This window comes from Herbaspirillum autotrophicum, from assembly GCF_001189915.1.
GTDB lineage: Bacteria > Pseudomonadota > Gammaproteobacteria > Burkholderiales > Burkholderiaceae_D > Herbaspirillum > Herbaspirillum autotrophicum.
Genome location: NZ_LFLS01000007.1, coordinates 1 through 23370 on the forward strand (window position 1 = coordinate 1; position 23370 = coordinate 23370).

Annotated in this window: 21 protein-coding genes and 1 tRNA gene; 10 read left to right on the forward strand and 12 right to left on the reverse strand. The window is 58.2% G+C overall.

All coding sequences use genetic code 11. The features are described from left to right. Window positions 1-12: 12 nt before the first annotated feature. The 5 genes from AKL27_RS07255 to AKL27_RS07275 all read right to left on the reverse strand — a co-directional run bounded on the left by AKL27_RS07255 (window position 13) and on the right by AKL27_RS07275 (window position 5349). Window positions 13-1029 (reverse strand): TRAP transporter substrate-binding protein, encoded by a 1017-nt coding sequence (locus AKL27_RS07255; RefSeq protein ID WP_050462142.1) that lies wholly within the window; start codon window positions 1027-1029, stop codon window positions 13-15. Window positions 1030-1191: 162 nt separating this feature from the next. Beyond that, window positions 1192-2010: an HpcH/HpaI aldolase/citrate lyase family protein gene (locus tag AKL27_RS07260; protein WP_050462143.1), complete on the reverse strand. Its 819-nt coding sequence runs from the start codon at window positions 2008-2010 to the stop codon at window positions 1192-1194. After that, the gene (locus tag AKL27_RS07265) at window positions 2010-3200 is read right to left on the reverse strand and encodes a CaiB/BaiF CoA transferase family protein (RefSeq protein ID WP_050462144.1); all 1191 of its coding nucleotides are present in this window, start codon (window positions 3198-3200) and stop codon (window positions 2010-2012) included. Before AKL27_RS07265 ends, AKL27_RS07260 begins: the two co-directional genes overlap by 1 nt. A gap of 46 nt (window positions 3201-3246) precedes the next feature. Next, window positions 3247-4407 carry an acyl-CoA dehydrogenase family protein gene (locus tag AKL27_RS07270; protein WP_050462145.1) on the reverse strand — a complete coding sequence of 387 codons (1161 nt, stop codon included), beginning with the start codon at window positions 4405-4407 and terminating at the stop codon, window positions 3247-3249. An 84-nt stretch (window positions 4408-4491) separates the two neighbouring features. Then, window positions 4492-5349: an FAS1-like dehydratase domain-containing protein gene (locus AKL27_RS07275; RefSeq protein ID WP_050462146.1), complete on the reverse strand. Its 858-nt coding sequence runs from the start codon at window positions 5347-5349 to the stop codon at window positions 4492-4494. Window positions 5350-5618: 269 nt separating this feature from the next. On the opposite strand from AKL27_RS07275, the gene AKL27_RS07280 reads away from it, so the two are divergent. Continuing rightward, the gene (locus AKL27_RS07280; RefSeq protein WP_050462147.1) at window positions 5619-6578 is read left to right on the forward strand and encodes a LysR family transcriptional regulator; all 960 of its coding nucleotides are present in this window, start codon (window positions 5619-5621) and stop codon (window positions 6576-6578) included. Window positions 6579-6610: 32 nt separating this feature from the next. Here the strand turns inward: AKL27_RS07280 and AKL27_RS07285 are convergent, their stop codons facing one another. Beyond that, window positions 6611-7375 (reverse strand): sulfite exporter TauE/SafE family protein, encoded by a 765-nt coding sequence (locus AKL27_RS07285; RefSeq protein ID WP_050462148.1) that lies wholly within the window; start codon window positions 7373-7375, stop codon window positions 6611-6613. 322 nt (window positions 7376-7697) lie between these two features. Here AKL27_RS07285 and AKL27_RS07290 point away from each other — a divergent pair, with 322 nt between their 5' ends. Next, window positions 7698-8510, forward strand: a complete 813-nt coding sequence (locus AKL27_RS07290; RefSeq protein WP_050462149.1) for an SDR family oxidoreductase — start codon at window positions 7698-7700, stop codon at window positions 8508-8510. Between the two features lie 50 nt (window positions 8511-8560). Then, a tRNA-Ser gene (locus tag AKL27_RS07295) sits at window positions 8561-8650 on the forward strand. 380 nt (window positions 8651-9030) lie between these two features. Here AKL27_RS07295 and dgoD read toward each other — a convergent pair. After that, window positions 9031-10194, reverse strand: coding sequence for a galactonate dehydratase (gene dgoD / locus AKL27_RS07300; RefSeq protein WP_050462150.1), 1164 nt, complete (start codon window positions 10192-10194; stop codon window positions 9031-9033). 111 nt (window positions 10195-10305) lie between these two features. Between dgoD and AKL27_RS07305 the strand changes: the two genes are divergently transcribed. Beyond that, window positions 10306-11214, forward strand: coding sequence for a LysR family transcriptional regulator (locus AKL27_RS07305; RefSeq protein WP_050462151.1), 909 nt, complete (start codon window positions 10306-10308; stop codon window positions 11212-11214). A gap of 30 nt (window positions 11215-11244) precedes the next feature. On the opposite strand, the gene AKL27_RS07310 is transcribed toward AKL27_RS07305, so the two are convergent. Beyond that, a complete protein-coding gene (locus AKL27_RS07310; protein ID WP_050462152.1) occupies window positions 11245-12171 on the reverse strand; it encodes a LysR substrate-binding domain-containing protein in 927 nt (308 codons plus the stop codon). Between the two features lie 146 nt (window positions 12172-12317). Between AKL27_RS07310 and AKL27_RS07315 the strand changes: the two genes are divergently transcribed. Together AKL27_RS07315 and AKL27_RS07320 are read left to right on the forward strand one after the other, a co-directional pair. Further along, window positions 12318-13472 (forward strand): mandelate racemase/muconate lactonizing enzyme family protein, encoded by a 1155-nt coding sequence (locus tag AKL27_RS07315; RefSeq protein WP_050462153.1) that lies wholly within the window; start codon window positions 12318-12320, stop codon window positions 13470-13472. 78 nt (window positions 13473-13550) lie between these two features. Next, window positions 13551-14882 (forward strand): MFS transporter, encoded by a 1332-nt coding sequence (locus AKL27_RS07320; protein ID WP_083438922.1) that lies wholly within the window; start codon window positions 13551-13553, stop codon window positions 14880-14882. 163 nt (window positions 14883-15045) lie between these two features. Here the strand turns inward: AKL27_RS07320 and AKL27_RS07325 are convergent, their stop codons facing one another. Beyond that, a complete protein-coding gene (locus AKL27_RS07325) occupies window positions 15046-16398 on the reverse strand; it encodes a sensor domain-containing protein (RefSeq protein WP_050462154.1) in 1353 nt (450 codons plus the stop codon). 231 nt (window positions 16399-16629) lie between these two features. Between AKL27_RS07325 and AKL27_RS07330 the strand changes: the two genes are divergently transcribed. Continuing rightward, window positions 16630-17253, forward strand: coding sequence for a hypothetical protein (locus AKL27_RS07330; protein ID WP_157056832.1), 624 nt, complete (start codon window positions 16630-16632; stop codon window positions 17251-17253). 39 nt (window positions 17254-17292) lie between these two features. Here AKL27_RS07330 and AKL27_RS27615 read toward each other — a convergent pair whose 3' ends face one another. Then, window positions 17293-17457 carry a hypothetical protein gene (locus AKL27_RS27615; protein ID WP_157056833.1) on the reverse strand — a complete coding sequence of 55 codons (165 nt, stop codon included), beginning with the start codon at window positions 17455-17457 and terminating at the stop codon, window positions 17293-17295. Window positions 17458-17665: 208 nt separating this feature from the next. Between AKL27_RS27615 and AKL27_RS07335 the strand changes: the two genes are divergently transcribed. Further along, window positions 17666-18499, forward strand: coding sequence for an AraC family transcriptional regulator (locus AKL27_RS07335; protein WP_050462156.1), 834 nt, complete (start codon window positions 17666-17668; stop codon window positions 18497-18499). Window positions 18500-18539: 40 nt separating this feature from the next. Here the strand turns inward: AKL27_RS07335 and AKL27_RS07340 are convergent, their stop codons facing one another. Continuing rightward, a complete protein-coding gene (locus tag AKL27_RS07340) occupies window positions 18540-19127 on the reverse strand; it encodes a LysE family translocator (RefSeq protein ID WP_050462157.1) in 588 nt (195 codons plus the stop codon). Window positions 19128-19433: 306 nt separating this feature from the next. Further along, on the reverse strand, window positions 19434-19610 hold the full coding sequence (locus AKL27_RS27620) for a hypothetical protein (protein ID WP_157056834.1): 177 nt from the start codon (window positions 19608-19610) through the stop codon (window positions 19434-19436). 72 nt (window positions 19611-19682) lie between these two features. Between AKL27_RS27620 and AKL27_RS07345 the strand changes: the two genes are divergently transcribed. Further along, window positions 19683-20009: a hypothetical protein gene (locus tag AKL27_RS07345; RefSeq protein WP_157056835.1), complete on the forward strand. Its 327-nt coding sequence runs from the start codon at window positions 19683-19685 to the stop codon at window positions 20007-20009. A 145-nt stretch (window positions 20010-20154) separates the two neighbouring features. Then, on the forward strand, window positions 20155-23358 hold the full coding sequence (locus AKL27_RS28620) for a calcium-binding protein (RefSeq protein WP_050462159.1): 3204 nt from the start codon (window positions 20155-20157) through the stop codon (window positions 23356-23358). Window positions 23359-23370: the final 12 nt, after the last annotated feature.

Sequence of the window (23370 nt, forward strand, 5' to 3'; positions counted from 1 at the left end):
CATCGCCAGCGCTTATTTGGCAGCACCGACCGCTGCCGTTTCCTTGTAGATTTCCTGAATCAGATCCTTGCCGACCCGCGCCTCCATGGCCCGGTGTACCGGCAACAATGCCTTGCGCCACTCGGCTTTTTCAGCATCGCTCAGGTAATACACTTTGGTCTTGCCCGAGGCTTTGATGGCTGCCAGCGCATCATCGTTTTCCTTTTGCGCGATCACGTTGGTGTAACGCGTGGCATCCTTCATCGCACCTTCCAGTTGCGTGCGGATATCTGCCGGCAATGCATCCCAGAACTTCTTGTTGACGATGACCGCATAGCCGATGTAACCATGATCCGATACCGTCAGCTGCGACTGGACTTCATAGACTTTTTGCGTATAAATATTGGACGGCGTATTTTCGCTGCCATCCACTACGCCGGTCTGCATCGCCTGATAGACCTCGGAAAACGCCAGCACTTGCGGATTGGCTTTCAGTGCGCGGAATTGCTCATCGAGCACTTTCGATGACTGGATCCGCATCTTCATGCCCTTGAAGTCCTCCACCTTGTGCAACGGCTTGTTGGCGGTCATCACCTTCATGCCATTATCCCAGTACGCCAGCCCGGTAATGCCCTTGCTTTCCAGTTTCTTGAACAGGCGCTGACCGATCGGGCCCTCGGTGATATGGGCCAGCACGGTCCGGTTCGGGAAAATATACGGCAAGTCGAAGACCTCATATTCCTTGACGCCGAGCGGACCGAACTTGGCCAGCGATGGCGCCAGCATCTGCACGGCACCGAGTTGCAGCGCCTCCATCTCTTCCTTGTCCTTGTACAACTGACTATTCGGATACAGTTCGACTTTCACGCGCCCCTTGGTGCGCTCTTCGGCCAGTTGCTTGAAGCGTTCCGCGCCCTTGCCCTTGGGCGTATTGTTGGCGACCACGTGGCTGAATTTGATGATGATGGGCTGTTGCGCACGGACCGGCAACGCCTGCAAGCCGATAGCGAACAATGCCGAGCTGACCACGGCAACCAGTTTCTTATGCATGCTTTTGTCTCCTTCAATTGAGTGCCTGGTGCGGTTGCACTGCATTCTCCTTCCCTGCCAGCCGGACCCTCTGCGTGGTCATCGGCAAACCATCTTACGTCGGAACTGCAAAGAGGCAGCGTCCCGGCTTACTGCAACTTCAAATTTCATCCATTTCTCAAACTATTCACCGGCTTGATGCAGAAAAGCCTGGGCCTGCATGATCACCGGTTTGTCGATCATGCGGCCATCCAGTGCAATGGCGCCGCCATCGGCGTTGGCGACTGCAGCCATTACCGCACGCGCCCATTCCAGTTCGGCCGCACTCGGCAGAAACCCTTGATTGACCACCGCAACCTGACGCGGATGAATGCACAATTTGGCACCGAAGCCGAGACGCCGTGCACGCGCTACTGCGGCCGCCAGAAACGGCGCATCATCGATACGGGTAGTCACGCCATCGAGCGGCGCCGCGATGCGTGCCAGACGTGAGGCGATCGTCATTTCCAGTCGCAAATGGGTCAACTCGCTTTCCGCTTCATCGCACTGCACACCCAGATCAACCTGCAAATCAATCGAACCGAAGGCCAGCCGTTCGACCCCGGCAGCACTGGCAATAGTGCGCATCTGAGTCATGCCCATCGCGGTTTCGACCAGCGGCAATACGCGTTGCGTGGCAGTCATGTGCGGGCGCAAGGCATCGACGTCGTCACTGCGCTCGGTTTTCGGCAACACCAGCCCGGCAATATTGGCCGGACCGAAACAGCGCACATCGTCGGCATACCATTCGGTATCGGCGGCATTGATGCGCACCCATACATTCGGCAATGCGCCCTGGGCCTGCAACCAGTCATGCAACACATCGCGCGCCTGCACCTTGGCTGCCGGCGCCACCGCGTCTTCCATATCGACAATGACTGCGTCGGCGCCGCTGGCCAGCGCCTTGCTGAAACGCTCCGGACGATTGGCCGGCACGAACAGATAAGACCTGGCGCCTGCCATCAGATCGCTCCGCGGGCGCGCAAGTCGCCGATCTGCTGCGGTGCATAACCCAACCCGGCAAGGATGGCGTCGGTATGCTCTCCGAGCGCCGGTACTGCATCCATGCGGTAATCCCAGGTATTGCTGACCCCTGGCGGCAACAATGCCGGCAGCGGCCCGACCGGCGAACCCACTTCGGTCCAGCGCTGACGCGCCGCCAGTTGCGGATGCTGCCACAGGTCTTGCATGGTATTGACGCGGGCATTGGCAATTTGCGCCTGATCCAGCCGCTCCACCACTTGTTGTGCCGTCAGTTTGGAGAATGACTCCAGAATCTGTGCGCGCAGTACGGCCCGGTTCTCATGCCGGCGCGAATTCGATGAAAAGCGCGGATCGTCGGTCAGTGCCGCATCCTGCAGCACTTGTTCGCAAAACACCTTCCACTCACGCTCATTTTGCAAACCGAGCATAACGACATTGCCGTCGCCGGCCGCAAACGGGCCGTAAGGATAAATCGTGGCGTGTTCCGCGCCCGAGCGTTTCGGCGCCGACGCACCTTCGTAAGCGTAGTACATCGGAAAGCTCATCCATTCGGTCAGCGCTTCCAGCATCGACAGATCGATATGGCTGCCAACGCCATCCCGGCCGCGCTTGATCAGCGCCGCCAGAATATTCGAATAGGCATACATGCCGGCCGCGATATCGGCAATCGAACAACCGGCCTTGGCCGGTTCATCGGCAGAACCGGTCACCGACAAAAAGCCGGCTTCGCTTTGAATCAGCAAGTCGTAGGCTTTCTTGTCGCGATAAGGACCGTTCTCGCCATAGCCCGAAATGTCGCACACGATCAGGCGCGGATATTTGGCATGCAACACCGCCGCCGACAAACCGAGACCGGCCGCCGCACCCGGTGCCAGGTTCTGCACCAGCACATCGGCCTGTGCCAGCAATTTGTCGATGATGGCCTGCCCTTCTGCATCTTTCAGATTCAGACTCAGGCTTTCCTTGGATCGATTGGTCCAGACGAAATGCGACGACATGCCGTTGACGCGTTCATCGTAGCCACGCGCAAAATCGCCGACACCGGGCCGTTCGATCTTGATCACGCGGGCGCCCATATCGGCCAGCTGGCGGGTACAGAACGGCGCTGCAATCGCATGTTCCAGACTGACCACGGTGATGCCCTCAAGGGGCCGGGTTGCTTGCATCATTTTTTGTTTTCCTCAGACGATTGGTCGGCAGTATCAGCACCATGCATCAGAACGAACGCGGCAAGCCCAGAATATGCTCGGCCACATAGGAATAAATCAGGTTGGTCGAAATCGGCGCCACCTGATACAGGCGTGTTTCGCGGAATTTGCGCTCGACATCATATTCGCAGGCAAAGCCGAAACCGCCATGCGTTTGCAGGCAGACATTGGCGGCTTCCCACGACGCCTTGGCCGCCAGGAATTTGGCCATGTTGGCTTGCGCGCCGCATGGCTGGTGCGCGTCAAACAATTCGCAGGCCTTGAAGCGCATCAGATTGGCAGCTTCGACTTCGATGTAACTGTCGGCAATCGGAAATTGCACGCCCTGATTCTGGCCGATAGGCCGGTCGAACACGATGCGCTCCTTGGCATATTGTGCGGCCTTGTCGATGAACCAGTAACCGTCGCCGATGCATTCCGCCGCAATCAGCGTGCGCTCGGCATTGAGACCATCGAGAATGTATTTGAAGCCCTTGCCTTCTTCGCCGATCAGATTCTCGACCGGGATTTCCAGGTTATCGAAAAACAATTCATTGGTTTCATGATTGACCATGTTGGGAATCGGCCGCACCGACATGCCGTTGCCAATCGCCTGGTGCAGGTCAACCAGGAAGATCGACATACCTTCCGATTTTTTCTTGACCTGATCCAGCGGCGTGGTACGTGCCAGCAAGATCATCAGGTCCGAATGCTGAATCCGCGAGATCCAGACCTTTTGCCCGTTGACGACATAGCGGTCGCCCTTCTTCACCGCCACGGTCTTGATCTTGGTAGTATCAGTGCCGGTCGTCGGTTCAGTCACGCCCATCGATTGCAAGCGCAAATCACCACTGGCGATGCGCGGCAGGTAGAGCCGTTTTTGCTCTTCCGAACCATGCCGCAGCAAGGTGCCCATGTTGTACATCTGACCGTGACAGGAACCGGCATTGCCGCCGCTGCGATTGATTTCTTCCATGATCACCGACGCTTCGGTCAGGCCGAGGCCGGAGCCGCCGTACTCTTGCGGAATCAGCGCCGCCAGCCAGCCGGCCTTGGTCAGCGCATCAACGAAGGCTTCCGGATAACCGCGCTCTTCGTCCACCTTGCGCCAGTACTCTGCCGGAAAGGTCATGCACAAATCTTTGACCGCATCACGCAAGTCCTGGTACGCATCCGATTGAAACGACATTCTTATCTCCTGAAATTTTCTGTCTGACTTAAGTATCTGTAATGACTGTCTGTAGTTGAATCTGCAATGAAGTCTTGCCTGCCCTCAGGCGACCGTGGCCGTTGCCAGCATGGCCAGTTCGCCGCGCAGGTTTTGCGCCCACAACGTGACCTTGCCATCCTCTTCGCGCTTGCCGCAAACATCGAAGGCTTCGATATCGAACAGGCTGCCGACCGCGCGGAAATCAAATTCCTGCAATATCGCTTGCGGCATCTGACGCTGCAACAGATCGGCCAGCAAGGTGGCGATCAGCGGACCATGCACGATCAGGCCCGGATAGCCCTCGACGCCGGTGACGTAGTCGCGGTCATAGTGGATGCGATGACCGTTGAAGGTCAGCGCCGAATAACGGAACAGCAACACCGGATCGGGTTCGATACGACGCGTCCACTGCGCATCGGCCGGCGCCATCCTGGGTGCTGCCGGCGCCGCGCCGGGTTGCGGCAAATCACGATAAACGATGTCATGTTCTTCGTACACGGCAAGCTGGCCGTCGTGCGTCATTTCATGGGCCACAGTGACAAAGGCCAGATTGCCGGTCTTGCCCTGCTTGACGTTGACGCTGGCGATGCGCGACGTGCGCGTGGCATCGGCACCGATAGTCAATGCGCCCGGAAAACGCAAACGACCGCCGGCCCACATGCGGCGCGGCAATGGCACCGGCGGCAAGAAACCGCCGCGCAGCGGATGACCATCGGCGCCGATCTGCGATTGCCGACAGGCAGTCCAGAAATAAATCCAGTGCCACAGCGGCGGCAACGGATCGCCGCTGGCCGGCGTCACGCTGCGGTCCAGCGTAGCAGCCAGCGCGCCGGCGAAAGACGGACGAATCACATCCTGATGCGCTTCAGTCTTGCCGACCCATTGCTGCAACAACGACAAGTCGAGATCGTGGGGTGTCATGTTTCTGCCATGCCAATGAAATAAGATAGGCGCAGTGTGCCGCTCAGGGCGCGTCGTGACAATTGGCTTTTTTGGAAGGGGGCCTTTGCTTCTGCCTAAGTCACGCGGCGTCGCCCGCCACACAAGGATTTATGGCGCACTGCAGCGCAAATGCAGGTTCAAAGTACGGAACAAACCGGCTCCGGCAAGATGCAACGATGATGCTCACATCCGGCGCTGGCAGGCGTACTATAGAGGCACTTTATTGCCATTACCGACAAGAGCCGCCCATGCTATTCGATCTGACCGACCTGCGCCTGTTCATCCTGATCGCCGAACTCAACAGCCTCACGCGCAGTGCCGAGCGCATGAATCTGTCGCTGGCGGCGACCAGCAATCGCATCAAGGAACTGGAATCGCGCTTCGGCATGCGGCTGCTGTATCGCGAAAGCAAAGGGGTGCAACTGACCCCGGCCGGACAGACCTTATTGCTGCACGCGCAACAATTCATGCAACAGGTGGAACGCCTCAAGGGCGACATGCAACAGTACAACAATGGCATCAAAGGCTACATCCGCATTTTTGCCAATACCACCGCCGTCACCGAATTCATGCCGGAAATTCTGGGCAAGTTCCTGACCACCCATCCGCAGGTCAACGTGGCGCTGGAAGAACGTCTGAACCACGACATCATCCGCGGTATCCAGGAAGGCACCGCCGATATCGGCATCGTTGCCGGACCGGTGCAAGGTGAAGGTCTGGAAATCCTGAATTTCTCTACTGACCGGCTGGTGCTGGCGACCGCACTGGAACATCCGCTGGCCGGCGCCGGACGCATCAGTTTCGCCGAGACCCTCGAATACGAACATGTCGGCCTGCACGAAGGCAGCACCCTGCACCACTTCCTCAACCGCATCGTGGCCGAAACCGGCCAACGCCTCAAACTGCGGATTCAGGTGCGCAGCTTCGAAGCCATGTGCCGCATGGTGGAAACCAATGTCGGCATCGGCATCTTGCCGCAGTCAGCTGCCAGCCGCCATCGTCAGACCATGCAACTGGGCCTGATCGAACTGACTGATCCGTGGAGTGTGCGCGAGCGCAGCGTGGTGGTGCAACGACTCGATGACTTGCCGTTGTATGCGCGCGAGCTGGTGGATTTCATCCGTCAGGAAACCGCGCTGAGCAGCGCGGTACTGGCGGCCGAAGCCGCTGAAGCCGCGGCCGCCGCAGCGGCAGCCTGTGCCGAATAGAGTGGGACGGCAATCCGCCGCTCGGCGCAGCCTCAGCCGTGAATCATCATCCACAGTGAAATGGCGATCAGCGCGCCGCAGAACAGGATGCGCAAACGCCGCTCCGGCAGATGATGCGCCAGTGCCACGCCCCACGAAATACTGAGCACCCCGCCCAAGGCCAATGGAATACCGACACCCCAGTCGACATGGCCGGCGCGCGCATATGTCCATAACGCCACCAGCGTCCCCGGTGTCACCATCGCCAGCCCCAAACCCTGCGCCGCGGTCTGCGTGGCACCGAAGAACGCTACCAGGGCCGGCACCGCCACAATCGCGCCACCAACACTGAAGAATCCGGCGGTGGCACCAGCGCCGATACCGACCGTAAACATGTATTTCTCCGCCAGCAGCACGCGTGGCCGTATTTCCTTTTGCTTGCGCAGCAAGGTCCACAGATAGTAAAGCGCCAGCACTGCCATGAATATCGCGAACGAAAAATGCAGTGTGGCCGCATCCACCACGGTCGCATAATGCGCCGCAAAATACGTCGTGAATACCGCCGGTATGCCCATCATCATGGCCGAACGCAATTCGATCTTGTTGCGTTGCTTGTAACGCCAGAATCCGATCAGCACATTCGGCACGATCATCACCAGCGCCGTCCCCTGCGCCAGTTGCTGATCCATGCCATACATGAAGCCCAGCACCGGAATCGCAATCAGCCCGCCACCAATGCCAAACAGGCCGCCAAGAACACCCAGCAATCCGCCCAAGACAAAATTGACTGCGGCCGCAAAAAACAGAGAATGCATCATAGGTGTAAAGTACGCACTTGGCCCGCCAATGCAACCGGATCTGTTGCTTGCCGAACGGTCATGTGAACCCAAAAGGAGAAATGTGTGAGTGGTATCGTCGTAGTGGCGCTCGAGTTCGCCGTGGTGCTGATGATCGGGCTGGCTATTTACATGGTCTTGAAAAAATAGGCTGGCTGCGCTGCTGCCACTGCCCTGTGACGGAGTGTATCAGTCCGTGTTTTGCATCACAAGTTGGAGCCTGCGGTCCGGCCCCGGCCAGAAAGATGAAATTTTTTAACGCTTGCCGCAACCGATGGTCGGCACAAGCCAAGGATAGGGAATCATGGAATTAGGATTGCAAGGAAAAATCGCGCTGGTCTGCGGCGCCAGCAAAGGCTTGGGTTACGCCTGTGCCGAACATCTGGCGCGTGAAGGTGCACAGGTAGTGATCGTGGCGCGCAATCAGGAAACACTGGATCTGGCCGCAGCCAAACTGGCCGCCGTCAGTCCCGGCGGCGCAGCCGCCATCATCGCCGTCGCGGTGGATATCGCTACCGCCGAAGGCCGCAGCAAGGCACTGGCAGCGGTCGACAAACTGGCCGGCGCCACCAATCGCGGCCCGGACATTCTGGTCAACAATGCCGGCGGCCCGCCAATTGGCGACTTCCGCGACTGGGACCGTGACATCTGGCTCAAGGCCATCGATGCCAACATGCTGACCCCGATCGAACTGATCAAATCCAGCGTCGATCAAATGATCGCACGCGGCTGGGGCCGCATCATCAACATCACCAGCGGCTCGGTCAAAGCGCCGCGTTACGATCTGGGCCTGTCGAACGGCGCCCGTTCCGGACTGACCGGCTTCGTCGCCGGCGTCGCGCGCAACATTGCCAAGAGCGGCGTCACCATCAACAACCTGCTGCCCGGCAGCTTCGAAACCGACCGCCTGCTGAGCGGCTTTGCCGCCTCCGCCAAGCTGACCGGCGAAACCGCCGAACAGGTGCGCGTGCAGCGCATGCAGGAAACCCCGGCCGGCCGCTTCGGCAACCCTGACGAATTCGGCGCCACCTGCGCATTTCTGTGCAGCAAGCATGCCGGTTTCATCAATGGCCAGAACATCCTGATGGACGGCGGCGCCTATCCGGGCGTGTTTTAATCAAAAACTGGCAGGCCCGGACGAGTAATGTATAATGCCGGGCTTGCGCAGGAAGGTTGGCAGAGCGGTTGAATGCACCAGTCTTGAAAACTGGCGAGGATGCGAGTCCTTCGTGAGTTCGAATCTCACACCTTCCGCCACTTATTTTCAAAACACCCGCTTTTGCGGGTGTTTTCATTTGCGGAAGGTAGTAAGCCGCCTGCGCGGCTTACGCGTGAGATTCGAAGGGAATCGCTTGCAAGCGATTCAGCGGCCTGCAGCATGTAGGCGAACTCACACCTTCCGCCACTTATTTCCAAAACACCCGCTTTTGAGGCTGTGTAAAAACGCAAATTTACCAAAAATTGGTGGGTAGGGAGACCCTCGCCGATACCGAGAAAATTGAATAGCGGCTGTTTTGAAAGGCCGATTTTTCGATGGGTTAAAAATTTTTACGTTTTTACACTGCCTCTTTTGCGGGTGTTTTCATTTGCGGAAGGGAATAAGCCGCATGCCCACGATGGGGTCGGGTCGTCCGTACTTACTGGTCGACCACAAAGCCGTCAAAATGCGGCCGCATGCTGATTGGTTTGACCAGCGCGGGACGAATCTTGCGGGCGTCCGGCAATACGTTCATACCCAGACCAGGTCCGGTGGGAATATCCACGAAACCATTCTTGGGTTCCGGCACAACGTCCACCACATTGTGGCCCAGATGCTTCATGGTCGAGGTGAAGGTGCCCGCTTCAAAGCCGGTGGCATACTCCTGAATCGCGAAATTGGGGATGGCGGCCGCCACCTGCAGACAGGCTGCCAGACCGATCGGTGACAGCGGATTGTGCGGAACCACTTGCACATGCCGGGCTTCGGCCATGGCCGCGACCTTCTTGGCACCGGTAATGCCGCCGCAGGTACATACATCGACCCGGACGAATTCGCAGGCTTCGCGCGCCAGCAGCGCTTCAAATTCATAGATGCTGAAGAAGCGCTCACCGGTGGCAATCGGTACGTGGATTTTCGCAGCCAGCCGGGCCATTGCATCGGGGCCTTCAGGACGGATCGGATCTTCGATGAACATCGGCGTGGTGTCTTCGATACCACGCGCAAAGGTAATGGCTTCCGGGACGGTCAGGCGGCGATGCAGTTCGACCAGCAGATCGACGCGATCGCCCACCACGTCGCGCATCTTGTGCACGTTCTCGATAGCGTCGCGCATCTTCTTGATATGCGTTTTGAAATAAATCTGGTCGTTACCTTCGTCGAGGAAGGGATTGATGTGGCCGAACGCATTAAAGCCGGCTTCCATCTTGCGCTGACATTCTTCGAGGACGGCCTCGATCGTGTTTTCGTAGATGTGCCCGTAAATGCGCGCCTTGGTACGGGCCGGGCCACCCAGCAATTCGTAAATTGGTACGTTCAGCGCCTTGCCCTTGATGTCCCACAATGCGATGTCAATGGCCGAGATGGCGGAATTGATCGCCAGCCCCTGGAAATAGCTGAAGCGATGCATCACGTTCCAGTGATGTTCAATATCGAACGCGCGCTTGCCGACGAGGTATTCGGCGAAACGCTCAATGGCGTTGCCGGCAGAAGCTATGTGCCCCCAGACGCCGGCTTCGCCCCAACCGACAATGCCTTCATCGGTTTCGATACGCACGTACATGAATTGCCCGACGTGCCATGGTTCAACTTTGGTGATCTTCATTTTTTTCATCTCCGAAACAGTGTGTTGGTCTTGCATGAGATGTACTTTACGAGCGATGAAAGCCGCAGAATCGTGTCAAAATTGACCCCTCTGTTAACCTGGAGGTATTGAATGACAATCGCCACGCATGCGTCCGATGAGATGGCTTTCTTTGTCGAGCTGATCAGGCGCGGCAGTCTGGCGGCTACCGCCCGGGAGCTCGGCGTCACACCGCCGGCGACCAGCAAGCGACTGGCCAATCTAGAGACACGGCTGGGCGTGTCGCTGCTGAACCGCACGACGCGTCGCCTCAGCCTGACCGCCGAAGGTGAGGTCTATCTGGCCACGGCAAGGACTGTGTTGGCGCAGATCGATGACATCGAGCACCAGCTCACGCAGGCCGCCGCTGAGCCGAAAGGCTTGTTGCGCGTCAATGCCACGCTGGGCTTCGGTCGCAATCATGTAGCGCCGATCGCATCGCAGTTTTGCAAGCGCTACCCGCAAGTGCAGATGCAGTTCCAGCTCACGGTCAATCCGCCGCCACTGACGGAAGATGCCTTCGATGTCTGCATCCGTTTTGGCGAGCCGCCCGAAACCCGCGTGATCGCGCGCCGGATTGCCCCCAATCGCCGCCTGCTGGTGGCCTCCCCCGCTTACCTGAAGCGCCGGGGCTCACCCAAAACACCGCACGATCTGGCGCAGCACGATTGCATCAGCATCCGCCACGGCGACGAAGCCTACGGACTGTGGCGTCTCTCCCGAGGAAAGTACACTGAAGCAGTGAAGGTGAATGGCGCGATGAGCACCAATGATGGCGATGTCGCCGTGCAGTGGGCGCTGGATGGACAAGGCATTGTCATGCGTGCCGAATGGGATATCGAAAAATACCTGCGCAGCGGTCGGCTGTGCCAGGTGCTGGAGGACTACCAAACGCCGCCGGCGGACATCTATGCGGTGTATCCGGCAAGCCATCAACTGGCTGCCCGGGTGCGTACTTTTGTGGACTTCGTGGCTGATTCGTTGCAGCGAGTGCGGCGATAAACACCCGGGCAAAGCCTCGTTAGCACTGCCTCAATTGGTATTCGATGACCACAAGGCATACGGTCCGTCGGCCAGTTGCTCGCGCAAGAAATTCACGCATGCCCTGACCTTGGCCGATTCCGACAGACGGCCGGTGGTCACGGCCCACAGGTCTGCGGGCCAGCGGTAGGCCGACAACACATGTTTCAATTCGCCGCTAAGCAGGCTTTTCACGGCATCCCACTCTGCCAGCCGGACAATGCCGTGGCCGTCCAGCGCCCATCGTCGAATGATGTCGTTGTTGTTGGATGACATGTTGCCGGTCACCTTGACCGATTCGAGGCCCTTCGGCCCGGTCAGGCGCCAGGTGCCAAAGGGCTGATCGCGCTCGCGAAACACCAGGCAGGAATGCTGCGACAGGTCTGCCAGTTGCAGCGGCTCACCGTTCTTTTCCAGATAACCAGGCGACGCACACAAGATGCGCTGACTGGGCAAAATGCGGTGCGCCACCAGATGCGGCTCGGGTACATCACCAATCCGGATATCGATATCCAGCCCCTCACTGAGCAAGTCAACCGGACGATCTACCACCGTCAGCGATACCTCGATGCGCGGATGACGCCGGGCAAACAGCGACAGCGCCGGCGCCACATGATTGCGACCCAACCGAAAACTGGTACTGACCCGCAGCATGCCGTGTGGCTCGGCTTCGTTTTCGCCCAGGGTCTCCTGCAACTGCCGTACGTTATCGAGGATGGTCCTGGCCCATTGGTAGGTTTTTTCACCATCGACCGTCGGACTGATCTGGCGCGACGTCCGATGCAAGAGCCGCACCCCCAAAGCCTCTTCAAGCAAGCCGATGCGCTTGCTGACATACGACGGCGACATGCCCAGCTCGGTCGCGGTCCGCGCGAAATTGCCCAAACGGATGACATCAACAAACAACTGCAGGTCAGGAAGACTGGGAGTATTCGCCACGAATCGTGCACCTTAAAGTGATATTTAGGTGCATTGTATATCGATTCGTCACGAATATCATTTGGTTACCAGCTCTGGCACCACTCCTGAATTTTTTCTGCTGCATGCAGCACGCGGCAAGCCTCTTTCTGAAAGGAAGCATCAACATGAAAATCGCACACATTGAAGTCATCCCGCTTGATATGCAGTTGGAACAGGTATTCAAGGGAGGCACCTATCAGGTAGCCTCGCGTCCGACCATCGTCACGCGGGTGACCCTGGCCAATGGCATCGTCGGCGAAACCTACGGTGGCGACGAATTCCATACCCAAAAAGAAATCGTGGCCGTGATGCAGGACCATCTGGGTCCGCTGCTGATTGGTCAGGACGTGCGGGACTTTCAGCGCCTGTGGGAGAACATGTTCAACGTCAATGTCGATCTGGGCAATCGCGGCCTGCACCAGCTCGACATGCACCCGCGCGGCATCCTGCTGCAAGCCATCAGCGCACTCGACAATGCCATGTGGGACGCCCGCGGCAAGCTGTACCAGACACCGGTCTACAAGCTGCTGGGCGGCATGCGCGATCGCGTGCCGGTCATTTCCATCGGTGGCTACTATCCCAAGGATGGGCGCGATGCCTGTGAAGCCATTGCCGAAGAAGTGGAGATGGTGCGTGAAACCGGCTGTATCGGCATCAAGATGAAGGTCGGTCGCGCCACGCTGGACGAAGACCTCGCACGCGTGCGAGCCGCCCGCAAGGCCGGTGGCCGCGACTTCGTCATCACCGTCGATTCAAACCAGGGATGGGACCCTCTGGACGCCATCAAATTCTGTCTGGCGATGGAGAAGGCCGATCTTGACGTGCGATGGATGGAAGAACCGATCAAGTGGTACGACCAGACCGATGGCTTGCGCCTGCTGGCCTCCAAGACATCGATCCCCATCAACGTCGGCCAGGGCGAAATTTCGGGGCGTGCCTGCCGCGACCTGATCACCAAGGGCGACGTTTCCATCCTCAATCTGGATTGCACCCTGTGCGGTGGTATCACCGAGTGGCAGCGCGTGGCAGACATGGCCAAATTCATGAACGTCGAAATGGCGCACCACGAAGAACCGCAAGTCGCCGTCCATTTGATCGCGGCCAACCCGCACGCCCTGTTCGTCGAAATCTTCGCCAACAAGATCCGTGACCCGCTGCTGTGGCAACTGCCCGATGGCTTCCCCAAGATCAGCAATGGTTATATGGAAGTCCCGCAAGAACCCGGCTTCGGTATCAAGCTCCGGCCCGAGGTGATAGAACGCTACCGCATCGACGGCTGAAGCGCACCACCCTTCCCCTGAAAAACGAACGCAGATTCGGTTCAGCGGACATCAACAAGACTCCCGAGGAGACACCCAATGAACGCCCTAACGACCAAGAGCATTGCGCGTCAGCGCTGGCTGATTATTTTGCCAGTCACTTTCATCATGTACACGATCTCGTTTTTTGATCGTGCCAACATGGGCATGGCGCTGCCCCACATCACCCGCGAACTCGCGTTGACGCCGGTACAGGCCGGCCTTCTCGGCGCCGCCTTTGCCTGGGGCTATGCGATTACGCAAATTGGCGGCGGCATTATCGCCCTGCTGGTGAATCCGCGGCGCCTGATTGCCATCTCACTGATGCTGTTCGGTGGTGCCGCACTTGCTACCGGGTTGGCCCGCACCCTCGACGAGCTGATCATCTGCCGTATCCTGCTCGGCCTGGCTGAAGGCCCGCTCTATGCAACAGTTGCCCTGTTCCTCGCACAGTGGTTCATGAAATCGGAGCGTGGCCGCGCCTTTGGCATCTGGAACCTGGCGATACCGGCAGGCGGCTTTTTGGCCGGCCCTATTTCGGGTGCCATCCTTGCGCACTATGACTGGCGCATCATGATGATTGTCGAAGGTTTGCCGGCCTGGATTTTCTGTGTGATCTGGCTGATTGCCATTCCAAAGAACCTGGAATCGGCACGCTGGTTGTCCCAGCAGGACCGCGTGACCATCAGGAAGAATCTGGCAGAGGAGCAGGCAACCCACCAGAAAACCGAAAAAGATCCATGGTGGTCGGTACTGACCGAACCTACGGTATGGCTGCTCACCGCCGGCTTTGCACTGAACGGTATTTTGATGTACGGCATGACGCTGTGGCTGCCCACCATCATGCATACCTACGGGAAACTGAGCGAAGTATCGATCGGCTTCTTTTCGGGGCTGCCCTTTATCGCATCAATGCTGGGCATTTTCTACATCACCCGGCGCTCAGACAAGCACGGACAGGAACGCCGTCTGCATGCCGCCATCCCTACCGCCCTTACCGGCGTGATGATGATCGCTGCGGCATTGATACCCATCCAGCTGTATTACCTGCAGATCATTCTGTTCGTCGCAGTAGGTTTCACGTTGAAGATGATCAATCCACTGATCTTTGCCTGGATCACCGAGATTTTGCCCACCCGCAAGGCAATCCCTGCGGTGGCCATTGTCAGCGGCGTCGGCAACCTGATCGGCCAGTCAGCCGGACCGCTGCTGGTGGGCTATGTGAAGTCCCATTCGAGCGACTATGTGTCGTCGTTGCTGGTATTGGCTGTCTGCGCCATTCTGGGCGGCGTTGCAATTGCCTGCGCGGGTGGCAAGGAGCGCCGGCAAAGCCGGGCCGATGCGACGGCGCTGCCGGCGGGCAATGCTGCGCACGGCGGCTTGCGACGCTAATTCGTCTTCACGCTAATCGTTGCATAAGCTGTGCAGGTGGCGACCAGGTCTGCGCAAGCAGCCTGGCGCAAGCAAGGCCCGTATCGCCCGAGGCATTCTGGCAGCAGTCATCTCAATCACACATCGGGCAGACTCGACTGCAAAGGCGGCAAGGACAGATCCCTTAAATGTCGATTCGGCTGCGATGACCATTGTTTTTGGCCAGATACATGCCATTGTCGGCATGTTTGAGCAGTTGCTGTTCATTGTCGCCATGTTCGGGATAGAGCGCGATCCCGATACTCGAGCGGATGTTCAGGTCGTGGCCATTTATATTGAAGGGCCGCTGCAAGGCATTGCGGATTTTTTCAGCGACCAGTGTGGCATGTTCCGGCAATGAGATGCCTGGCAACAGTACGATAAACTCATCCCCGCCTATGCGGGCAACGGTATCCGATTCACGCATGCATTGCTTCAGACGCCTGGCAACCTCTTGCAGAAACAGGTCTCCGACGTCATGCCCCAGGGTATCGTTGACCTGTTTGAATTTATCCAGATCGAGATACAGCACCGACAATCGCCCCCGCTCTCTGCGTGCCGTGGCCAGCGCGACTTTCAGGCGATCATACAAGAATCCGCGATTGGGCAGCGCAGTCAGTTGATCATACTGTGCCATGTGTTGCAGCCTGGCTTGCATTTTCTGGCGCTCGATGGCGGTGGCAATCTGGGTCGAAACGAACTGCAGCAGTTCCTGATCTTTTTCGCTGTAGCACGCGCCGCCCGCATAGGTTTTGAGCATCAGAACGCCGATCATGCCCTTGTGTGATTTAAGCGGTACACCAAGGCAGCAGAGTAAATTCGGAGCTACGGTGATCTGCGACTGCGCCAGCCGGGCAGCCATTGTTTCCGCGTTCAGCAGCAAGGGCTGCCCGCTGCGGATAATTTCTGCACAAAGCGTCCCGGCGGCCGGTCTGGAGGTCTCGGAAGGTTGCTCGACCACATCAACACAATAGGGGAAATTCAGTTGATCTTTTTCCTCGTCGTAGAGCGCAACGGAAAAATTATCTGCCGGCAACAGCGTGCCAACGATCTGATGAATACGCTGGAACAGCGCGATCAAATCCTCGGCGGCGTAGGCCGCTTCGGAAATCAGATAGAGCATGGCCTGCTTGGCTTCGGCCTGTTTGAGTTCGGTGATGTCGCGCGCAACACCGATCCGCAATTGCTCGGTCTGCGACCAGCGTGCTGACCACATGATATGGACAATCTGTCCATCCTTGCGGATATAGCGATTTTCAAAATGCAACTGGGGTTGCCCCAACGTGACATCACGCGCTGACTGCCGGGTACGTTCGCGATCTTCTGCAACCACCATATCGAACATGGTCTTTCCGACCATTTCTTGCGGCGTGTATCCGAAAATGCGTTCACATGATGCGCTGGCAAAGACAATGCATCCATCAACATCGACCGCAAACACGGCATCCATCAACAGATCGATAAAACTGGCAGACGGTGCGCGGGACTTCATATCCATAGGAAAAGTAAAATTTTGTGAATTGACCAGAGAATAGTACCAGTGACTTGCGGCCAGCAACGAAGGGGTGTGAGGAGTGGATTTTGCGACTTGAACGAAGTGAATCTTAAATTGCGGTTGGCGAGCGGTGGCTGACTGCCCGGCACAGGCAATTTATGCCTGCATCCTCGAAATCAATCTGAAAAATCTCGGCTACAATCCTTGCCTTCCAGAAATTTTTCATTGAATCCAATGCAGACATCAAAACAAAAAACAGGCTTCATTCCAATGTTCTTCGGCGTGGCCGGGGCCGCCTTGCTGGCCGCAGGAACCTATTTCCCGCAACTCAAAACCAGCCTCGGCTACACCTACACCATCGCCGGCACGCCATCCTACATCTGTTATGGCATCGCCGTATTGCTGCTGGTTTTTGCTTTGCTGGCAGACAAAATAAGAATCGATCTCGCGGCGCGCTTGTCGATCATTCCCATTTGCCTGATTGCAGGCTGTCTGGTCTATGGCAACTCGGTCTATGAACAGGGCACCGGCTGGGCGGCCCGCGAAGCGGCGTTTGATTCGCCTGGCTGGAAAATGACCGCGCAGGACAAGTACTGGCATCAACTAGGTGAAATGACCGGAGAAACGCGCTTGCGCACGCTGTATGAAAACTGGGGACCGTATGTTACCTGGAACAACAACCCGGTATTCCAGAATACGATTGGCTTGCTCTCTCGAGAGCAAGCCGACAGCCTGTTGCAGGCCGGCGAAGTACCGCAGACTTATACGCGGTTCGGTCTGGCGCTGTTTATCGCGGCGCTGCTGTCACAACTGCTTGCCACAGTCGCCATCTGGATACGAAGCCGCGCCGGCAGCTGAATCTGCCGGCTCTGGCCGACACGGCGTGCAGCACGGCCGCTACCCGATTGCCTTCGACACGTGATAAAACAGCGATCCCAGAATACCGAAAGCACCGATCAGCATCACGATCGGCCCCCAGTTGCGGGCGCGGGCGCCATAGCCGCCCAACAGCATCAGGATGCTGAGCGCCGGGATGAAGACGTAGGGACTGTTGAGATTCATGACGGGATTTTCCTGAATAATAAGGCGCAAGCGCGTGTCTGGTTATTATGCCGCGCGGGGATGTCGGGTACTTGATCCAGATCAAGACAAGCGCAGGCCCGACGGCACCTTCTCTGGTAGGATGCGCACTATTGCAGAGCGCTGCGCAAGCCGGTTGCGCCGCCACTGCCTGAACCGACAGACCACCGCAAGGAACAGGGTGCCGACCATGCCATCCACGCTCTCCCCGACCACGCCGACCTTCTGGCGCGACGCTGCGCTGCCCTTCATCGAAGCGCGCGCCATCGTTGATGGTCGCCGGGTCTGCTATGACCGCCACGCGCACGAGACATTTTCCATCGGCGCCGTGACGGCCGGCCACAGCACTTATCTGAATGGCAAAAGACAGGAACGCATCGGTGCCGGCACCGTGGTGCTGATGAATCCGGGCGACATCCATGCCTGCAATCCCGACGGTGATCAGCAGTGGTCGTATCGCATGCTGTATGTGGACGTCAATTGGCTGTCGGCATTGCAACAGGAAGCGGGCTTGAGTACGGACGGCCATTTCAGCGCCTTCGCCGCCATCTCCAGCACTGATCGCGGATTGTTTGCCGGCTTGAATCACCTGTATCAGGTGCTGACCGACAGCACTGCCGATGATCTGCTCAAGCACAGCAGGGCAATTCAGTATTTTTCAGAAGTGCAGCAAATCCTGACCCCGGTCGCGACGAACACACCACAGGCCGAAGACCGGCTCAGCCGCGCTGCCGACTACATCAGCGACAATTTCACGCGGGCGCTGAAACTGGATGACATCTGCACCGCTGCCGATCTGTCGGCATCGTATCTGATCCGCGCCTTCAATCAACGCTACGGCATGACGCCGCATGCCTATCTGCTCAATCAGCGCATTCAATATTGCCGCACCCGGCTGGCGCGCGGTCATGCAATTGCCGACGTGGCGCTGGCGGCCGGCTTTGCCGATCAGGCGCATCTGCAACGTGCGTTCAAGCGCATGGTGGCGGCGACGCCGGGACAGTATCGCAAACGCCACAACTGAAGTACGACGGCTGAAGCACCAGACCTGATGTGCGGCGGCCTCAGTGCCACAGCAAATACACTGCGCTGGCGGTGAGCAGCGCCGCCATGACGCGGTTGCCGAAACGGACCCGTGCCGCATCCTGCAAATATTGGCGCAAGAAAGTACCGGCATACGCCCAGCACGCAATCGATCCATAACACACCAAAAAATAAAGCACGGCAAAACGGCCGATCTGCATACCGCTGCCATCGGCGGCATAGGCGCTCATGCCGGCCAGCGAAGCCAGCCATGCCTTGGGATTGAGCCATTGCAACATGGCGCCGTACCACAGTGAAGGCTTGCGCCGTGCAGTATCGCCGCGAAACTGCCCGTCATCGCGGAGCAACTGGCAGCTCATGAAGAACAGAAACGCCACCCCGCCCCACTGAATCAGCCGGATCAATACCGGCCACCGTTCCACCAGTTGCTGCAAGCCGAGTCCGGCCAGCACCAGCAAGATCGCGAAACCGACAGTCGCCCCGGTGACATGCCGCAGGCTGGCCGCAAAGCCGTAATGCGCACCGGCATTCAAGGCCACCAGATTGACCGGTCCGGGCGTAATCGAGGACACCAGCGCAAACACAAACATGGAGAGAAAAACCGTCATTTTCTGCCTTCGCCCTGAGTCAGGGTAATTAACCAGATGACGAAGATAGTGGATGTGCGGGTTGCCGTATTGAAGAAAACACCCCTGCCGTCCGGCGCATCATTAAAAGATCAAATATTTACCGAGTTTGTATCGAATTTTTTTTATAAAAACAGGGGAAAACGCGGCGCAAGAATACGTATCGAGAACAGATTTCGGCGTTGCCGGAATTACGATGCCATCGCTTCAACGCTTTGTTAGCAGGCCTTGTACACGATATGCACGGACTCTCTTCGGCCAAATATCGATATCGTTATTTTTCGATTATTAAGTCATTTTTGTTTTTGCCCCATTCAAAAATTTCTGATTAGTTTCTACAATTGGCTTCATCGGTTTCCCCATGCCAGCGTCGTCATGTTCGCCGTCATGCATTGCCGGCTTCACAGCATCAGCAGCAAGCCCGAACCACGAAGCGGCACCATGCCTGCGTGCCGTTCCAGCCATTCGCATCCCCACCCGGGCTCCGCGCACGCAACAGGTGTCATGGCGTCGCTCCCCACCAAAGAAAGGTCTTTCATGCTTCCCATCAGACTGCGTACCACCGCATTTTGCTTCCTCTGTCTTGTGCTGACCGCATGTGACAACCGGCCGGATTGGGTTCATCCATTTGACAACGCCGCACTGGAGAATCACGACGCCAGCGATTACCGGAAAAACATGGATACCCGCTATCTGCCCACGACCAACGAACACGACATCCACAGCGAAACCAAACGGTTGTGGCGTTATCCGGTATTCACGCACAAGACCATCAATGACGATCCTGCCGGCACAAGCAACGATAACGGCATTGCGCCGGCAATCATGCAGGCCATCAGAACGCCGCCCCCGGCGGCGGTTTAGGTTGGCCGACTGACCAGCCCGGCGCTCACCGCAGCGCCCGGTACCGTACACACTGCGATGCCACTGATGCAGGCCAGCGACTGCCTTCGCATTCCCCGCATCAGCACGGCAACACCGACGTCATGACGTTAAAGGACAACCCGCCATGCCCAGCATCACCGTCAATATCGCCCGCGCAGGAACAATGTTCAGACGTGGCGACACCTCAGCCGTCAGTCATATGTGGTTCGAACTGACACCTGCCGCCGGCCATCCGCTTGAGGCGGAAAGTTTTGGCTGGAGCCCGGTATCGGACGGTGCACAAGCTGGCCGCTGGCAGCACGACGCCGGCCAGAAACATCTGCACAAAAGCGACTCTCTCACGCTGCAGATTTCACAAGCGCAATACGACAGAATTCGTGCTTTCGCACAGAAGCCAACCGCCCATGGCTTCAGTCCGGTCTTCGATGCACTGACCAACAACTGCATCGATTACGTCTGGAGTGCTCTGCAGGCCGGTGGCCTGACGCCGGTCAATTTCACCGGTCAGTTATGGCCTGGCAAAACCGTTCCTGCCATCGGCATGCCGCCGTTGCGCACCGACAATTGGCGTTCCGCCGATGCGGACACCTTTGTCGCCCGCTTGTTGCGGCATTCGCAAGCACTGACGAACGAATTCTGGAACAGCGCGGTGCAGACCGAGATCCGCAACAGCTACGCCAGCCACTGGAAACAGCACTGGTGGCGGCTTGATCAACTGTCCGCCGAACGTCGTTACGACCCGCTGGTACTCGATCTGGATGGCAACGGCCTGAGCACGAAGGGCCTGAGTTCGCGACCGGTACTGTTCGATCATGACAACGACGGCATCAGGACCGGTACCGGCTGGATCAACCCGGGAGCAGGATTGCTGGTGCTGGACCGCAACGGCAATGGCACCATCGACAATGGCAGTGAGCTGTTTGGCGACCACACCCCGCTGGCCGGTGGCGGTTATGCTGCCGACGGCTTTCACGCACTGGCGCAGCAAGACAGCAATCGCGACGGCATGGTGGATATGCATGACAGCAACTGGCATCAATTGCAGGTATGGCGCGATCTGAATCAGGACGGGATATCACAAGACAATGAATTGTTTACCTTGGCGCAGGCCGGGATAGCCAGTCTGACAGTGACCGGCCGCCCCCATCTCGATACCCTGTTCAATGGCAACCAGATTGCCGATAAAGGGCATTACACCAACATCGACGGCAGCAGTGGCGATATGGCAGACATCAATTTCGCCGCCAGCAACTTCTTCCGTCAATTTGCCGACACCATTGCGGTCGCGCCTCCAGCAGCGCAGCTACCGGATGCGGCAGGCAGCGGCAAGGTGCGCGATCTGCGGCAAGCCGCCATGCAATCGGCGGCTTTGTTTGCCACGCTGACGCAATACGCTGCCGCCCCCGACCGGCACCAGCAGCGCGAACTGCTGGATCAATTGCTGACGCAATGGGCCGCGACCGCAGGCATGAGCAGCTTGCGGGAACGTATCGGCGACCGTTACCACATCATCTGGCAAACCGACGACCAGGCTGCCTCTGCCGCCGGCCCAACCAGTACCGCCAGCGCCGAGCATACCCTTGCCAGAGAAAAGAAATTGCAGATACTGGAGGCATTCTACGGCCGGCCGCTGTTCGAAATGCGTACCGGCGTCGCCGTCGCGGTTGCCGGCATTACCGTGGCCGAAGGCAATGACGGCCAGCCTGGTGTCATCACCATCAATTGGCCGGCACGGCAGCAGCGCCTGTTCGACCAGACGTATGCCCTGTTGCAGGAATCGGTGTACGGCACCCTGTTGCCGCAAAGCCGTTTCCGGCCATTGTTCGATTCAGTACTGGCGCGGGTTCATGAGGATACTGTGGTCATGGATTTCAGTGCCATCGAACGTCTTTTCGCGACGGTCATCGCCGCCGACCGCGACCGCGGCCTGCAGGAGCTGATCGACTTCTATCAATTTACCACCGGCAGCCCCGCCATCCGTCACTGGCGTGCCGACCTGATGCTGGCGCGCCAGCTACATCTGCTCACGACATCTGAGAAAGCATCGCTGTTTACCGAGTTCGGCATCTCAGGCAACCGCCGCAGTCAAGCGATCAACCAGATTCTCGCAGACGCCCGGCAACGTACTTTCCGCGGCAACAAGAACCGCAATCTGATCTGCGGCAATGCCGGCGAAAACTGGCTCTATGGCGGCGAGCACCACGACCTGCTCGACGGTAATGCCGGCGATGACTATCTGCACGGCGGCGCCGGTGATGACATTTATCTGCTGCGGCACGGCTCTGGCCATGACGTCGTCGACAACGCGCCGGATCCCCGCGACGGTGCCGTGCTGCCGGCAGACAAGCTCGACACGGTCATCTTCGACGGCGTGTATACGGCGGACATACGCAGCATCAGTTTCGAGTTCGGCGACATGATCCTGGAATACGGCGAGCATGACAGTGTCACGATTGCCGATGGTTTCGCTGATCCGCTGAATGAAATTGATCGCTTTCAGTTTGAAGATGCCGTGCTGAACACGTCACAATTGCTGAATATCCATGCCATCCAGCCCTGCCGTCTGAGCGACGACCACGACATCCTGTCGCTGAGCCGCCACGGCGACACCGTGTACGCCGGCGACGGCAATGATGTCATTGACGGCGATGACGGCGACGACCTGCTGCACGGAGAAGACGGTAACGATCTGCTGGCCGGCGGTGGCGGCAACGATATTCTGGACGGCGGTGACGGGGATGACTTGCTGATCGGCGGTGCCGGCAATGATCTCTTGATTACCGGGAGCGGCGCTGACGTGCTGGCCTTCAATCGCGGCCACGGTAGGGACACCGTGGCGACTTCCGCCCACAGCCTTGCCGCCATCTCACTCGGCGAGGGCATTGCCTTTGCCGAACTGGCATTCGAAAAAAATCTGGACCATCTGCTCCTCCATACCGGCGACAGCGAACAGATCATCTTCCGCGACTGGTATGCCGATGCCAGCCGGCGCGGCGTGGCAGCACTGCAAATGGTGACTACCGGTGGCGACGGATCTGACCCCGCCAGCCTCGACGGCGATGTCGCCTGCTTTGACTTTTCCGCACTGGTCAGCACCTTCGATAAAGTGCGCAGCGCCGAACCCGGACTACATCGCTGGCAGTTGTCACCGGCACTGCAGCATTTCCGCCCGGGTGGCAGTGATAACGCAATACTCGGCGGTGAACGAGCGTACCGGTACGCCCGCAATGAAACGTTTCTGTGGCCGGCCACCAGCTTCGACATGCCGTCTGCCTCGCTAAGCGGCTTCGGGCAATCTGCCGCAAATCTCCATGCCCATCCGGTATAGGCGCCATGCACG